General features: G+C 66.4%; 17 protein-coding genes and 1 pseudogene. 9 read left to right on the top strand and 9 right to left on the bottom strand.

From position 1 onward, the window contains the following. Window positions 1–46: 46 nt before the first annotated feature. Window positions 47–562: a hypothetical protein gene (locus tag DMC61_RS27620; RefSeq protein WP_233594968.1), complete on the top strand. Its 516-nt coding sequence runs from the start codon at window positions 47–49 to the stop codon at window positions 560–562. A gap of 142 nt (window positions 563–704) precedes the next feature. Here DMC61_RS27620 and DMC61_RS27615 read toward each other — a convergent pair whose 3' ends face one another. The 6 genes from DMC61_RS27615 to DMC61_RS41970 form a co-directional block, all read right to left on the bottom strand. Then, complete coding sequence (locus tag DMC61_RS27615) at window positions 705–884, bottom strand: hypothetical protein (RefSeq protein ID WP_016334999.1); 180 nt, start codon at window positions 882–884, stop codon at window positions 705–707. Continuing rightward, on the bottom strand, window positions 881–1,558 hold the full coding sequence (locus DMC61_RS27610; RefSeq protein WP_125692497.1) for a hypothetical protein: 678 nt from the start codon (window positions 1,556–1,558) through the stop codon (window positions 881–883). Before DMC61_RS27610 ends, DMC61_RS27615 begins: the two co-directional genes overlap by 4 nt. A gap of 40 nt (window positions 1,559–1,598) precedes the next feature. After that, on the bottom strand, window positions 1,599–1,955 hold the full coding sequence (locus DMC61_RS27605) for a hypothetical protein (RefSeq protein ID WP_125692495.1): 357 nt from the start codon (window positions 1,953–1,955) through the stop codon (window positions 1,599–1,601). A 20-nt stretch (window positions 1,956–1,975) separates the two neighbouring features. Then, on the bottom strand, window positions 1,976–2,275 hold the full coding sequence (locus tag DMC61_RS27600) for a hypothetical protein (protein ID WP_125692493.1): 300 nt from the start codon (window positions 2,273–2,275) through the stop codon (window positions 1,976–1,978). Then, on the bottom strand, window positions 2,272–2,589 hold the full coding sequence (locus DMC61_RS27595) for a YbaB/EbfC family nucleoid-associated protein (RefSeq protein WP_125692491.1): 318 nt from the start codon (window positions 2,587–2,589) through the stop codon (window positions 2,272–2,274). The genes DMC61_RS27600 and DMC61_RS27595 overlap by 4 nt, the downstream gene beginning before the upstream one ends. 84 nt (window positions 2,590–2,673) lie before the next feature. Continuing rightward, window positions 2,674–2,805 carry a hypothetical protein gene (locus DMC61_RS41970; RefSeq protein WP_255431637.1) on the bottom strand — a complete coding sequence of 44 codons (132 nt, stop codon included), beginning with the start codon at window positions 2,803–2,805 and terminating at the stop codon, window positions 2,674–2,676. 115 nt (window positions 2,806–2,920) lie between these two features. Here DMC61_RS41970 and DMC61_RS27590 point away from each other — a divergent pair, with 115 nt between their 5' ends. Continuing rightward, a complete protein-coding gene (locus DMC61_RS27590) occupies window positions 2,921–4,174 on the top strand; it encodes a hypothetical protein (protein ID WP_125692489.1) in 1,254 nt (417 codons plus the stop codon). Window positions 4,175–4,371: 197 nt separating this feature from the next. After that, the gene (locus tag DMC61_RS27585) at window positions 4,372–5,175 is read left to right on the top strand and encodes a hypothetical protein (protein ID WP_125692487.1); all 804 of its coding nucleotides are present in this window, start codon (window positions 4,372–4,374) and stop codon (window positions 5,173–5,175) included. A gap of 102 nt (window positions 5,176–5,277) precedes the next feature. Here the strand turns inward: DMC61_RS27585 and DMC61_RS27580 are convergent, their stop codons facing one another. Together DMC61_RS27580 and DMC61_RS27575 are read right to left on the bottom strand one after the other, a co-directional pair. Beyond that, complete coding sequence (locus DMC61_RS27580) at window positions 5,278–5,853, bottom strand: 3'-5' exonuclease (protein WP_125692485.1); 576 nt, start codon at window positions 5,851–5,853, stop codon at window positions 5,278–5,280. 304 nt (window positions 5,854–6,157) lie between these two features. After that, window positions 6,158–7,603, bottom strand: a complete 1,446-nt coding sequence (locus DMC61_RS27575) for an alpha/beta hydrolase (RefSeq protein WP_125692483.1) — start codon at window positions 7,601–7,603, stop codon at window positions 6,158–6,160. 147 nt (window positions 7,604–7,750) lie between these two features. Between DMC61_RS27575 and DMC61_RS27570 the strand changes: the two genes are divergently transcribed. The 6 genes from DMC61_RS27570 (at window position 7,751) to DMC61_RS27540 (ending at window position 13,657) form a co-directional block, all read left to right on the top strand. Beyond that, window positions 7,751–8,467 carry a MerR family transcriptional regulator gene (locus DMC61_RS27570; protein WP_125692481.1) on the top strand — a complete coding sequence of 239 codons (717 nt, stop codon included), beginning with the start codon at window positions 7,751–7,753 and terminating at the stop codon, window positions 8,465–8,467. Window positions 8,468–8,571: 104 nt separating this feature from the next. Then, window positions 8,572–9,138 carry a hypothetical protein gene (locus DMC61_RS27565; RefSeq protein WP_233594967.1) on the top strand — a complete coding sequence of 189 codons (567 nt, stop codon included), beginning with the start codon at window positions 8,572–8,574 and terminating at the stop codon, window positions 9,136–9,138. 416 nt (window positions 9,139–9,554) lie between these two features. Continuing rightward, a complete protein-coding gene (locus tag DMC61_RS27555) occupies window positions 9,555–11,015 on the top strand; it encodes an alpha/beta hydrolase (protein ID WP_125692477.1) in 1,461 nt (486 codons plus the stop codon). 104 nt (window positions 11,016–11,119) lie between these two features. Further along, complete coding sequence (locus DMC61_RS27550) at window positions 11,120–11,338, top strand: hypothetical protein (protein ID WP_125692476.1); 219 nt, start codon at window positions 11,120–11,122, stop codon at window positions 11,336–11,338. A 549-nt stretch (window positions 11,339–11,887) separates the two neighbouring features. Beyond that, window positions 11,888–13,015, top strand: coding sequence for a hypothetical protein (locus DMC61_RS27545; RefSeq protein ID WP_125692474.1), 1,128 nt, complete (start codon window positions 11,888–11,890; stop codon window positions 13,013–13,015). A gap of 180 nt (window positions 13,016–13,195) precedes the next feature. After that, complete coding sequence (locus DMC61_RS27540) at window positions 13,196–13,657, top strand: AMP-binding protein (protein ID WP_125692472.1); 462 nt, start codon at window positions 13,196–13,198, stop codon at window positions 13,655–13,657. Window positions 13,658–14,638: 981 nt separating this feature from the next. Here DMC61_RS27540 and DMC61_RS27530 read toward each other — a convergent pair. Further along, window positions 14,639–14,856, bottom strand: a pseudogene (locus DMC61_RS27530) (2-oxoacid:ferredoxin oxidoreductase subunit beta); the annotation flags it as partial.

The following is a 14,856-nucleotide window of genomic DNA, read 5'->3' as shown; positions in this document are numbered from 1 at the left end:
CACCTTGATCACCAGGCACGGGCACCCCACCTACGGCAAGCACGCGATGACACTCGAGCACCATCCGTTGCCCGCTGCGACGTCGCAGCCGAAGGGCGCGACCGGGATCGCTACCGGGGTTCTGGCGATTCTCGGTGGTCTCGGTTTCCTGGCAGCTGCCGCGCTCCGCACCGTCGAGTTCGCTTATTCCCTTATTTTGCTCGCCGTCGGAGTCATCGCCCCCGACATCGAACTCTCCGTCGCTGTTCCCGTTTTCCTGGGGATCGCCGCGGTGACCGATCTATTCGCCACAGCGCTGCTGGCGAGTGGTGGGATCCTGCTGCTCCAGCGCAAACGCCCTGGACGGGTACTCACCGCGGTCGGAGCGGCGATCGCCTTCGGATTCGCCGGCCTGGTCCTGCTCGTGCCGTGGATAGGCTCGCGTTTCGCTGTCTCGTACAGCGGATTCACCCCGCGCATCGGCTCCGGCTGGCCGTTCGCGGTGGTCCTGGTCGCGGCGGCCGCGACGCTCCTGTTGGCGCTGATCCCGCAAACCGCGCGCTGGCTCGACGCCGGGGGATGAGCAGCCTTTGGTTCACTGAAAACGCTGGTCGCGCAGCCGACGGTCCGCATCCCGTCCACCGGCTGAGGTCCTTCGCGCGAAGCGTGTCGTGAAGGGGTCCACATAGGACACTTTAGTCCTATGTGGACCCCCGTCGGGGCCGCTACCAGGCCTTCCCGAACTTGATCCGGAACTCAGGATCCTCCTCGGCGCGCTTGTCCGCCCCCTTGATCCTGGCCTTCGGCTTGCCCGCCTTCTTGCGCTTGGCGGCGAGTGTCTCCGGATCCCACGGGTTCTCGAGCAGGCGTTCGCCGTCGGGCTCCTTCGCCGGTTCGTCCGTCACTGCGCGGCCGCGGGTTCCTTCGGCACCGGCTTGACCCCCCAGAGCTCGGGGTTCCCGGCCGCCTCGGCCATCTCCTTGACGTCACTGAAGTCGTTCGCCTGCCGGGCGAGGAACACGCCCATCTGGCGCAGGTCGCCCATCTTGCGGACGGAGGCCTCGATCAGATCGCTGACGTTCTGGACGAAACCGTTGAGCAGGCGGATGACGTTCGCAGCCTCACCGAAGGGGTTGATGAGGTCTTCGAGGAAGTTCGCCGTAGCCTCGGCGATCTGGTTGGCGCACTCGCTGATGAAGGCGATCGCGTCGCCGTAGGTCTCGTAGACGATGTCGATGCAGCTCTCCATCGTGCCGGCGATCTCGTTGAACACACCTTCGTTGCGGGAGATGCGCTTGGTGGCATTGATCGCGTAGGTGTTGTACGAGTCGTACCCGCCGCCCTGCCAGTACGCGGCGAGGTTGTTGCGCGAGTCGTCGATCGCGGTCTCCGAGTCGACCATGTACCAGGCCTGGCCCCACCACACGGCCAGTTCCTCCATCCGGTCGGCGTTGCCGAACAGGAGATCCCGGATCATGAACAAGGTGTCGAGCGCACCCTTGTGCTCGTGCTCTTCGGCCTTCTGCTGGACCTTGTTGGCCGCGTTCTCAGGCCACTCGGCCTTCTGGCGTGTCGCCATGCTCTGTTCTGTTCCTTAAGTTTCGGGTGTGTGCCGGGAGCTAGAAGCGACTGTCCGCAGCATCGTCGTCGCCGCCCATGTATCCGAACTTCTCGTAGTACTCGGCGTCGCGGTTCTCGTACTCCTTGGCGACCTTGTCCAGGTTGTCGCGGACCTCGTCGATCTGCTCGATCCCGACGCGGGCGGTCTTGAGGATGGTCTCGCGGGCGGCGTTGTAGTCCGTGGGGAAACCGGTCTTCATGCCGAGCAGCCCCATGTCGGAGGGGGCCATGGCCGCATAGTCGCCGCCGAGGTTGACGAACTCCCGCCAGGCGTCCCCAGTGGTCACCCACGCCTCGGTGTTCTTGCGGAGGGCGTCCGGTACGACGTAGTAACCGGTGCCTTCGATTCGAGCCAAAGTCGTTCTCCGTTCGGTGATCAGCGGGGGCGTGAGGCGGTGAGGGCCTGCTGCCTGAGTTCCTGCGCGTGCTCTTCGGCGGCGACGATCGCCTCCAGCAGGTTCTCGCTCAACGCCTGGGCCGTGGTGTAGGGGAGGTTGTCGAGGTCGATTTCGATGCGTTCCAGCCGGCCGGCACCGGAGACCTCGACGACGCCGAGCTCGTCGGGGATGTCGACCTCGATGGTCTGCCCCCTGACGTTCGCGAGCGCCGTCGTGAGCGCGGCGTCCCGCTCCTCGATCTCGCTGACCAGGTTCTCCAGCCTGCGCTTGCGGCTCACGCGCGCACCCCCGGGAGGATTCCTTCGGCCTTCTCGCGGCCTGCAGCGCCTGCCGCGGCCCGGGCTGCGGCGATGGCTTCGATCGTGTCCGGGCCGATGTTCTGCGGGTAGGCCTGACGCAGCGCCTCGGGGCTCACGTCGAGGTCCGTCAGCCGTCCGTTGCCGTCCACTTCGGCCTCGACGAGACCGCTGTCCGAACGACCGGTAAAACGTTCTTCGGCCTGTTCGGCGCCCAGACGTTCGAGTTCCGCAGCCTTGGCCTCCCAAACGGCCATTTCCGCAGCCGTGGGCGGAGCCCAGTCGTATCCGTTCATACAGTGCATGTAAGCATCGTTGACTTTGCCGACGCGGACAGTTCGGGGCAAACGCCGTGGACATTGTGTCCTAGATCACCCTCGTCACCTCGCGGACGACACCGCACCACCCACGAGGAACGCCGAGGAGCCCGGCAGCGAGAGGACCGAGCCCGAGCGTTCCGTTCCCGCGATGCCGTGCGAGCTCTGCCCGACAGGGAAGCCGATGGTGCCCATTGTGACGCCCCGGCAGATCGGCGAGCCCCGGACAGTGTGACGGTAGTGTGCTGTTCTGCGGGAACGTGCGTGAAGTTCGATCTCCGGCAATTCACGTTGGCGAGGTGTCGCATTCATGAATGAGCGCGAAATCGACAGGCAACGACCCGGGCCGTCCGGTCCGGCCCGCGACCGGAGCACTCGTCCCCGGGCCACGGAAGACAAGCTCCCGCCCGGTGTGCTGCCGGGCGTGGCGAACGTGGCGAATCTGCAACGCCTCGCCGGGAACAAGGCCGTCACCGCCTATCTCGGGGCGAAGAAGCCCGGGCTCCCCGTCCAGCGCGACGTCAACAAGCGAGGTACCTTCGCCGGCTGGGGCGGGACGAACGACAGCAGCGTGATGGTCAACGCCAACGCGTCCGTCGACGTCGCCGACGGGAACCGCTCGGTCAGTCATCCGGCCTGGTTCCTCAGCAACGCCACGGAGACGGTCGAAGTCGATCCCGGAGCGACGGGAACCGTGATGCTCCGGCTGCCCTGGTACTGGCACCACCACGGCATCGTCCAGGAACTCGGCCGGGTCTACGGCACGAACGAACGGCACATCCACGCCGGTGGAGGTCCCATCGACTACTGGGTTTCGGCGCCCTTCACGGTGACACCCGAAGGCCGAGTGGCTTTCGTCAACACCACTCCCGGCGGGACGATCGGTGCCGCCGGGTACCTCGAAGGGGTTCCGACCATCACTTCACGAGACGGCGAGAATTCCGGCACTCTGACGGTCAGCGTCGTCTTCCGGGCGCTCCAGTCCACCACCACGACGGACACCGGAACGAGGACGACGACCACCACGGTCACCGGATCGGGGACCGGGGCCGCCAGCCCGGGCGGCGTGGGGGGATCGGTGACCACGGGCGGCAGCTATGCGGTGAGCGAGGCCAATTCGCACGCGGTCGGAATGACGGTGAGCGGTACCACCTCGGTCACGTGCAGCTTCGCGGTCAACATCCGGGTGCGGATCCTGCCGAAGATCACGAAGATGAAGACCATCTTCTATTCCGCCGAGGGCAGGTTCAGGTCCGGAAACGACGGCATTCTGGGGGTGAACGAGTGGTGGACGTCCATCCCTGCGCCGGTACGTGAATTGATCGTTTCCGGGCGGAAACCGGTGCGGATCACTGGCCGGGCGAGCCAGACCGGCAGCCCGGAGCGGAACGAGCGGGTGATCGCCGGCCGCATCGCCGACGTCACCAGGCGCCTGCACAACGTCGCGGGCCGGATGGAAGTCGTGCCCGACAGCGAGTTCACCGTGCCCAACGAGCGGTCGGTCGTGATCAGGGTCGAGTACACGGCCGCCGAGGCGCGGGCCGGGGGAGCGGGATCCCCGTGACTCGACGGCAGCTGGTCACTGTTGTGGGACCGCGAGACGAATACGGTTCACCGCTGCTGTCCTCGATCGCGGTAGAGAGAGGGGAGAGCAGATCCTGCTCGACGAGGTGCTCGTCCCGAGTGTCCAGCTGACCTGTGCGGCTGTTGCGGGAGGTATTCGCGGCACGCTCTGCGCCTGCTGACTGGAATCATGCAGGCATGTCCGAGTTTCCGACCGCGTTGACGAAGCTGTGGCCACTGGCCCCGGCCGGTGCCACAGACTGGTTACGGGCGGTGTGCGGCGACGGCCTGACCGGGTTCATGCCACCGGCGATGCCTGACGCGGCGTGGGTGCTCAACGCCATGTACGAGCACGAACGAGGGCCGATGGAGACAACTCATCACGAGTACCATCAGGCGCGCCTCGCGGATGGAAGCGTCCAGCCCCACATCATCGGCGGCGTCGACCTCGACGCGGTCAGCGTGACCACGGGAGGCGGGCTGGGCCGTGCCGAGCACCCCGGTTCCGGGTGGCGGCGCTTACGCTGGGCGGAGCTTGCCCGGCGTACCGGCGACCCTGTGGTTCCCGAAGGATTGCTGCCCTCGTACCGATGCTTTCCCTCGATCAGGAAGAAGGGCAGTTGGCCGCTCGGTATCGTTCCGCCCACCGAGGGAAGCCTGGACCGCGAGACCTGGACGCGGCTGCTCGAGATCCTCACCGAACATAGTCCCGCGGGTCCGGCCACCCGCTGCCTGGCCTATTACAGCCCGCTGACGCTCGGGGCCGGCGACTTCGAGAATCCCCATGTGCGCGTGGGGAAGCTCGGCGACGCCGCGATCTTGTACGACGATCCTGAGACCGACTTCAGCCCGTCCAACCTGTGGGCTGAGGATCGCTCCTGGTGCCTGTGTACCGACTATGACCTGTGGGCCACCAAGGTCGTCGGCTCGCAGGTGCTGGTCGAAGCGTTGCTGAGCGACTCCGAGATCGAAGCGATACGGCTACCCTGGACAACCACCTGAACGCCCGGACACGAAGCGCGCCGTACAACGTCGCTCACGAAGGTCCGGAGAACCGGGGCAACATCACCCTCTCCGTCACAACGGGGCAGGCCCACAGCCTGCTCAGTGAAGCGGCCATGCCCCACGGCCCACAAGATCGAGAACGAGTGCGGCGATGTTCCACGCGTCGTCCTCGCCGCGGTGATGGCGTCCCTCCAGCGGCAGTCCGGCGATCTGCAGAGCGCGATCCATGCCGGGTTTCTTGCGCAGCCCGTAGGCCGCGGCGAACACGGCCTTGGCGTTGGTGTGGGTGCGCTCAGTCGGATAGCCGAACGGGTAGGCCACCCCGTCAGCTTGACTCTGCCGCGCGAATTGCCGACGGTCGTACTCGCCCCAACTCGCCCAGGGGCGCTCCCCAGCCTCATACTCCTCGACGAGGATCCGGCATGCCTCGCCGAAGGAGACGCCCCGCTCCACCTCAGCTTGCGTCAGTCCGGTCAGTTCAGAGCAGAAGTCGCTCACCGTCGACCGGACAGGTCGGACCAAGACACGATGCCGGGACACACGGCGCCCTGCCGGCACATCCACGACGGTGAGACCGATCTCGATGATCTCGTTCACAGAGCCGGGCGGCGGCTGCCCGTCCCAGCAGGTGGCTTCCACATCAATGACGTTCAGCAGGGCGTATTCATGGTGCATGGGGCCGACGGTAGGGATGCTCGGCCTGTCCTGACACCTCAATTTCCGCGTTGCCCCCGCCGGCACCAAACGTCAGGGCACTCACCGCACTGTCCACGGCCCGCTACCTCGGACTCGCCAACCCGCCTCGCCGACCAGACGGCAATGTGGACATGGGATATAGCCCGCAAGCGGTCATCGCGAGCGACAACGTCCTTCTGCTCTGTGACACCGCGTCATAGGTGGCCGATTCGCTCGAACGGCGGGCACTCGAAGGAGGGCGCCGCGCCGGTTCTGGCGCGAACCGGCCCGGCACCGGAGGAAGTCAGGCCGGTTCCGCCACGCAGGTGTGATCGGCCTCGGGGCGTTCGCCCGTGGTCAGGAACGCGGTGACCGTGTCATTGGCGCACTTGTTCGCGCCGATCAGGTAGACACCGTGGCCTCCCTGATCGGCGGTGACCATGCGGGCTCGGTCGCCGAGGGCGCGCCGCATCTGTTCGGCACCGGCCAGCGGCGTCGCCGGGTCGCGGGTGTTCTGTGCCAGCAGCACGTTCGACGGGCCCCGGTCACCTACCCGCACGGGAGGTTCCGCGGGCTCGGACCGCCAAAAAGCGCAGGGGCGGATGTTGGCCCCGGACGCGCCGAACATCGGATAGCGCTGGCGGTCGACGGAGACGTCGTGGAGGTAGCCGCTCACGGACTTCGGCCAGCGGGAGTCGTTGCAAATCACGTAGAGGTGGCTGGCCACCTTGTTTTCCAGAGTCTGCGGGGCCTCCGCTGAGGCTGACGGCGGTAGCGGTTGGTTCGTGTCGAGTGCCTTCCAGATTTCGGCCAGGCCGGGCATCCGGCTGTCGCGGTAGAGGGAGCCGAAGGTGGCCAGCCTGAACAGGTTGCCGTCGTAGCCCTGCACCGGCGTCCGGTCCAGGCGGCCGGCGAGGTCGAAGTACTTCGCGGTCACCGCTTCGGGAGTGGCTCCCAGGTTGTATTCGGGGCGCGCCGCGGCGAACTTGGCGAAGTCCGGGAATCGCATTTCCATGCCCGGACCGAACAACCGGCTGCCCGTCCGGTCCAGACCACCCGGGACCAGGTTGCTGTCGAGCACGATCCGGTCGCTGCGCTCGGGGAACAGCGTGGAGTAGACGGCGCCGAGATGGGTGCCGTAGGAGTAGCCGAGGAAGGAGAGCTTGTCCTCGTGCAGCGCCTCGCGGATTCGATCCATGTCGCGAGCGGTGGCCGCGGTCGACAAGTAGGGGAGCAGGTTCGCCGTCTTGGACCTGGCGCACTGTTCGGCGACGGCCTTCGCGTTCCTGGCCTGTGTCAGTACGTCGGCCGCGTTGCGTGCGTACGGCGGGATGTTGCCCCTGTACTGCTGTTCCATCGTCAGGTCGCAGGTGACCGGGGTGCTTCGGCCGACCCCGCGCGGGTCGAAGCCGATGATGTCGTAGCTGTCCAGGACGCTTTGCGGCAGCTCGAGATCGACGAGCCCGCCAGGGAAGTCGAGGCCGCTGCCGCCCGGCCCACCGGGGTTGGTCAGCAGCACACCCCGGCGCCTGTCCGGGTTCTTGCTCGCCAGACGGGAGACCGAGAGCTGGATCTGCTGCCCGTCCGGGTCCCGATAGTCGAGCGGAACGTCGATGGTCGTGCATCGCAAGCCGTGTTTGGCGACGTCGGCGGGGCAATCGCCCCACTTCAGGCCGGTCTGCGCAAGTCCTGGTGACGCGCACATCACCGCGGCCGTGGCCGCGACGACGATGGTCAAGGCTCTCAGCATGGTTTCCCCTCGGGTGGGACGTCGGGCGTCTGTCCGTTTCGAGTAGAGACCGTGCCCTCGGGGCACGGTCAAGAAAGACGTTCGCCGGGGCGCCATCCGGTGATCTCGCTTGACTGTGCCCCAGGGGCATGGTGTCCACTCCGGGGGATGGCTTGGAGCACACGTGAGCTGGCGGAGCTGGCAGGCACGACTTTGAAGACCGTCCGCTATTACCACCGGATCGGTCTGCTCGCCGAGCCGGAAAGAGGGGCGAACGGATACAAGCGGTACCGCATCTCGCATCTGATCCGGCTGCTGCGGATCCGGCGGCTCGTCGAGCTGGGGGTTCCGCTTTCCGATATCGAGGCGATGGACGAGTCAGAGGGGAACGCGGAGCGAACGTTGCGCGCGCTGGACGCCGAGCTGAAGGCGAGCATCGAACGGCAGGAGCGGATGCGGAAGGAACTGGCGTTGATCCTGGACCGCCGCAGTCTCGTCGACTTGCCGCCCGGTTTCGACGGCGATGTCGCCGATCTCTCCGAGGTGGAGCGTTCGATGCTGATGGTCTTCTCGCGGGTGCTGGACGCGGAAACGATGGACGCGGTGCGCGAGTTGCACGCGGCACCCCGTCATCCGGCGCAAGCGGAGCTCGACGCACTACCGGCCGACGCCGACGAAGTCACGCGACAGCGGCTGGCCGAGGCTCTCGCACCCGTCGCACGCGACCAGATCGAGGCGCAACCTTCCTTGACTGACGCGAGGACGCGGGTGGCACTGACCAAACATGCAGTCCTCAGTGGACTGATCGAGCTGTACAACCCGGCCCAGCTGGACGTTCTGCGGCGGCTGAACGCCTTGATCGAGAAGAAAGAGAAAGGACCATGAAGAACCTCAAACGACGATGGCAACTGAGCAAAGTCAGGCCCGGGGACGGGAGCGCCCTCCCCGACTACCGTCTCTGGCAGCTGTTCTCCCGTTCACTGCTTTTCTTGGATCTCCCGACACCGACCGGGGAAACCCACGTGTACGCGGTCGACGTCCGGCACCTCGCCGACGCGAAGAGCAAGAAGGACCACGAGAACGCGGTCGGGAAGAGCCCCGCCGCGCTGTACCGGGACGGCGTCCAGATCCATCGGTCCAACCTGCCGACGTCGTTTCCGGTGCCCGGCGGCGTCATCGAGGTCGCCACCAGCGCGTTCGGGCTGAAACGTGTCCACTACGTCGCCGAGGACGGCACGGAACGCGCGCTACGCCCGCACGATCGTTCGCAGGAAGGACTGCGGGCGCGATTCGGGCGGCGTAATCCGCGCATAAGCGCGGTCGTCGGCGCGGTGACCCTGCTTGTTCTCCTGACAGCGCTCGTCATCAGTCTCATGCACGGTGTCGAGGCCCTCACCCGGGTCCCGGCCATCGCCGAACACGTCGGCAGGTTCGTCTCGCCGGTCGATCTGCCCACGTGGGGGAACGTCGCCCTGACCGTCGCCGGTGTGCTTTCCGCCGTCGAACGTGCCACGCGCCTGCGGTTCAACCGGCTGATCGACACCGTCGCTTCCTGACCCGAGGCGCGCGGCGAAGAGGGCCTTCCGTTGTGTCGATGAGGTCCTGTGTCACCGTTCGCCAGGCCGAAGTGCCGAGATCACGCCCGGCCAGTGTCTGGATCTCTTCGATGCCGCGGCGGCGGGTGCGGACTCGTCGGCGCCCGCCGGACCGCTCAGTACGTTTCCAACGTCTCACCAGCCAGGACCCGTTCACGAAGTCCTGAAACAGGACATGACGTCAGAAGGTCACGTACGACTCACGACCACCCGGGCCCATCCGGTCCGGCGCTCTCCCGCCTGCTCGAGCCCTCGTCCTTCCGGCTAGTCCTTTTGGCCGACCAAAGGCTATGACGGAACCATTCGCGCGCTCGATGCGCGTACACCGCCTGGTGAACAGGATGGGGATTCGCCAACAGAACGGAAGAGGGGCTCGGATGAGGAAGACGTGGTCCATCGCGCTGGCTGTCGCCATCTTGGCGGCGGCCGCCGCGGCGGCGACACCGGCCGGGGCGGCATCGGAGGTATCGCCGGCGACAGTGAAGTGGGGGCCGTGTCCGGCCGACGCCGCGGCACCCGGCCTGGAATGTTCGACGATCAAGGTTCCACTCGACTACAACGAACCTGGCGGCAAGCGGATCGACATCGCGATCTCCCGCCTGGCGAGCAAGAATCCGGGACAGCGTCGCGGCGTGCTGCTCACCAATCCGGGTGGTCCGTCGGCCGGGCTGAAGTTCCCCGCCGACCTGAGGACGGCGAAGATGCCGCAGGCCGTGCTCGACAGCTACGACCTGATCGGGTTCGACCCGCGCGGGATGGGGCACAGCACCCCGGTGACCTGTGACCTGACGCCGGAACAGAGCTCGGTGGGCAACGTCCCGCCGTATGCGCGCGACGCCGCGGACGTGGCGACGCGGGCGGAGCAGTCGAAGGCCATCGCCCGGCAGTGCGCCGCTTCGAAGTCGGCGTGGATGCTGCCGCACGTCAGCACGGCGAACACCGCGCGGGACATGGACAGTATCCGTGCCGCGCTGGGAGAGAAGAAGATCTCCTTCGCCGGTTACTCGTGGGGCACCCACCTCGGCGCCGTGTACGCCACGCTGTACCCGCAGCGTGGCGACCGGATCATGCTCGACAGCAACGTGGGCCCGGACGGCTGGGACTACGCGAACGACCGGCTGTACGCCCAGGGCTTCGACGACCGGTTCCCGGACTTCGCCAAGTTCGCGGCGGCGAAGCCCGAATACGGTCTGGGCAGCACACCGGAGCAGGTCACCGCGAAGTACTTCGACCTCGCCGCGCGGCTGGACAAGGCCCCGGTCCGCGACATCGACGGCCCGACGTTCCGGATGCTGACCTACGGTTTCCTCTTCAATGACGCGGGAATGCCGCTCGTGGCGAAGATCTGGCAGGCGCTCGACAAGGACCAGCCGCTCCCGCCGATGGGGCCGGACGCACCGCCCGGGATCGAAAACCTGGTCTCCGGCCGCTACTACATGATCTGCAACGACTCCCGCTGGCCCGGTTCGGTGCGCACCTACCAGCGCACCGTCGCGATCGACCGGCTCCGTCATCCGATGTTCGGTGCCGCCGGTGCCAACGTCCAGCCTTGCGCGTTCTGGTCAGCGCCCGCCAGCCCACCGGTACGCGTCGGTGACCGGGGGCCGTCCAACGTGCTGATGCTGCAGAACCAGCGCGACCCGGCGACACCGCTGGCGGGCGCCGAGAAGCTGCGGCGCGCGTTCGGCGACCGGGCCCGGATGGTCACCGTGGACGCGGGCGGTCACGGCGTCTACCCCTACGTCGGCAACGAGTGCGCCGACACGGCGGCGACCACCTTCCTGCTGACGGGCCAGCGCCCGAAGCACGACCTGGCGTGCGCGGCCGAACCACGATGAAACACCGCGGATGCCGGATGTGCCGGGCGGTCCGGCGCATCCGGCGTCCCGTCGCCGCTGAGGCATGATGATCACCGGACCAGCGAACGAGGAAGGACGGCAGCGTGCTTCCGACCGCCACCCCGCCTGCCGTCCGCGGTCTGGTGATCGCCGAGGTTGTGGTGCTGGCGTTCCGGTTGGCGGTGATCGATGCGCTGTCCATGGTGCGCGTGAGCTCGGGCCCGAATCCTTTCCCGCCCCACGCGCCGGCGAGGTTGCGTTGGGCCCACTGGATGTGCCAGGCGACCTGGGCGGTGTCGTTGTTGAGGGTGGACACGTCGTAGATCGGGGTGAACTGGGCATACACACATCCGCCGGTGTCGGGCCCGACGTTTGGAGTGCAGTCGCAGCGCACGTCGACGGGTGTGCCGATCTCTTCACGCAACGGTCCGCCAGTCGAGGGCGACACGGATCGGAAAGTGAAGACAGGAAGTACCTTCAGGTGTTCCAGGTTGGAGCCGGCCGACGTGACCTGGTGGTCGAAGTCCACTGCGACGTTGAACGGCAGACTCTTGGACGCCGACGCTGTGGTGGTGCATCCGCTCGAGCACGTCGCGGTCGCGTAGGCGACGGTTCCCGGACGGCGAGGTTCAACTCGACACTTCGGTCCAGGTCGACATGTCGCGCAGCGTGGAGGCGGTGACGAGGATCGGCACTCTGCTCAGCGGGGTCGCAGTCACCGTCGAGGCGGAGGCGCGTCTGGCGGAAGCTGATCCAGCGCACCGCGGAGAAGGAAGCCGCAGGTGGCCCGGTCATTGTCGGCCAAGCCGTTTGCAGGTGAGTGAATCGGGCACCCGGGAACTTGACCGTGACTTCGCGGAAAGGTCCCCAGCATGACTGCTCAGCGCGCGCCGGAGACCCTTGTGGTGGGCCTGGTGACCGACGACGGATTTCCCCGGCAGCTCGCCGGGCGAGTTGCGGACGGCCTGCCCGCCCGTTTGGCCCGTGACCTCGATGACGAGACGACCTGGCGCGTCGAGCATGAGACGCGGTCGTTGCCGCTCGACGAGGATGGGAACATCCCGATGCTGGACCTGGCGAAGGAGCGGCGGGTGGAGCACGAATGGGACCTGCTGGTGCTGATCACCGATCTTCCACGGCGAGCCGGTACGGTCCCGATCGCCTCGGACTACAACATCGATCACGGCGTGGCGATGGTGTCGCTGCCCGCACTCGGTGCCCTGCGGCTGCGCGGCCGGGTGTCCCGGCAGATCGTCCACCTGGTTCGGCATCTGGTTGCGCACCACTCGGCGAAGGCGGCCGATCCGCCGCGCCGGATCCTTGACCGGCTACGGGATCTGGTCGCGCCGACGCGGCACATTCGCGGTCGCGGCGACGCCGATGAGCATTTGGCCCTGGTGGGTTTACGCGGCCGGATGAGGCTGCTCGCCGGAATGGTCCGGGACAACCGCCCGTGGAGGCTGGTTCCCAATCTCGCCGGGGCGGCCGCTGCGGCGGCGGCCACCGCCGCGTACGGCATCGTCACCACCTCGTTCTGGAAGCTCGCGGAAGCCCTTCCGGAGCTTCGGCTGGCGGGGATCACCGCGCTGGCGATCGTGGTGATGGCAGGCTGGCTGATGGTGCACAACCATCTGTGGGATTCGCCGTCCGGGCACCTCGAACGACGGAAAGCGGTGCTGTACAACGTCTCGACCGCGCTGACGCTGGCGATCGGTGTCGCCTGCATGTACGTCATTCTTTTCGGGCTGGCGCTTTTGGCGTCGATCGTGTTCGTCGAAGGCACGTACTTCGCGCAGGTCCTCGGCCACCCGGCCGGCCCGGCCTCCTATCTGAAGCTGGTATGGCTGGCGACGTCGGTGGGAATTGTCGCCGGCGCGGTGGGCTCGAGCCTTGAGGACGAGGACCGCGTCCGCCGGGCGACCTACAGCCGACGAGAACGCGAGCGGCAGCAGCGCAACCGCGAACGAGCCGAAGAAGCCAACACCGAAAGCGACCGCTGAGCAGTCGCCTGAGGCTTCGCCTGACAGTGCCACCGAAGTAGACAATGACTTTCTACACCGGACGGGAGCGGAGCTGGTGGCAACACCTGCGATGCCAACAAACGAGGGGTGTCAGCTCTCTGCTGAGACGAAGTCGTCGACCATTGAGTCTGCTTCGGCCGGCTTTCCGATGAGTGCTGCGTGCATCATGCTGACCTGAAGATCTTCTTGCCGGACCATGTAGGTTACGCCGAGGTGAATCAGGCCGTCGGCCAGGTCGCACACCTGCTCGCCTCCCGCGGGATCGGCCGCGGCGACAACGTCGCGGTGATGTCGCCGAACCTGCCCTGGTTCACCATCGTCTACAATGGAATCTTTAAAGCCGGCGCGACGGTGGTGCCGCTCAACGTCCTACTCAAAAGCCGTGAAGTGACCTACCACCTCGACGACTCCGACGCGGTTGCGCTCTTCGCCACCGAAGGATCCGGACGAAGACTCCGGCGGGCACACGAAGCGTGGAGCTGCCGCCGAGCATCAGCCGTTCTACGAAGAGCTGATGGACAGCCACTGCTTTCCGTTCGTGCTCTGCAGCGCAGAGGGCGCACCGTTGCGGCGGTCGAACTTCCGCAACCGCTATTGGCGCCCGAGTTGGGATGGCAGTGATGCTGAACACACCCGATCTGCGGACGTGGTGTAGCCGATCGTGCCGACCTTCACCTTCTACGAGGGACGGCACAACAGCACCTGGCTGGCGGAGGATGGCATCCCCGAGGTCGCCCGTCGGGCGGGGGCTGGGGCCGAAGATGAAGGGCATCGTGAATATGAGTCCGCTGATGCGCCGTCAGATCCTGCAAGCGCTCGAGACCCGGTGGATCGGGTCTCTGGTCGCGCTCACGGCGAATGAGCGGACCAAGCTGGGGGAGTGGTCCCGCACCTTCATCCCACGTTTGGTGACATGCGGCTATCGCCATTGAACGACTGAAGCCCCGCCCCTCCGAGGAGGAGCAGGGCTTCTGACCTGCGAAAACAGATGGTGCGCGATACTGGGATTGAACCAGTGACCTCTTCCGTGTCAGGGAAGATCGAGCCAGCTCCTGACCAGGCGTTTCCTCTGTTTTCGCAGGTCAGCGGTCTCTCGTTCGTCCTCGTTAGGGCGGTTTCGAACGCGTTGCGGTGCGTTCCGGTCGCCTGAATATCGCCAGTTGATCTTCCGGTCGCTGGTTGCGAGGAGTTACTTCGTGTCTGCCAAAGCTGTTGGTTCTCCGGTTGAGCGTGACACTGTCCTACAGTTGGTCACTGTGATTTGATGGCGTCATCGTGGGGTTGACGTTCCTGTTCGGGTTCGGCAACGTCCTTGCGTTGGGTCCCAGGCTGGGCAAGTTTCTGGCCGGATGACGGGCGCCGAATCGGGTTCGTCGGCACGATCGGCTCGGTGGACTGATCCACGAATATCGGCAGGTCGTATGATGCGCCACAGTCCTTGGCACCTACAGGTGCGTTGATCTAATAACGTTCACTGGGTCGCTCTTGTTTCGAGTATAGTTTCAGGCTGCGCCGTTTTCTTAGTGTTTGGGTTGGAAGAGTTCGCACTAGGCTGCCTCGCAGGTCCTCAGGTCCTCAGGTCCGCAGTCAAGCGGGGCAAAGTCATCGTCCTGTCATCGTCCAGGTTTCCTTGCCGCGCAGCAGGCCCTGCAGGTCGGGCTTGCGCGCGGCCTGGGCCTCGGTGACCTGGGCACGCGCCTGGTCGTCGTAGGTGGGCCGCTCGACCTGCCGCAGGATGCCGGTCGGCACGTGGTTCAGGTTCTGGTCGCCGATCCGCGAAAGCGCGAACGCGTACGACGTGTCCTCGATCGTGGGGTCGT

Origin of the sequence: Amycolatopsis sp. WAC 04169, assembly GCF_003947535.1 — a bacterium.
Classification (GTDB): Bacteria; Actinomycetota; Actinomycetes; order Mycobacteriales; family Pseudonocardiaceae; genus Amycolatopsis; species Amycolatopsis keratiniphila.
This window is presented reverse-complemented; position numbering and strand designations above follow the sequence as displayed.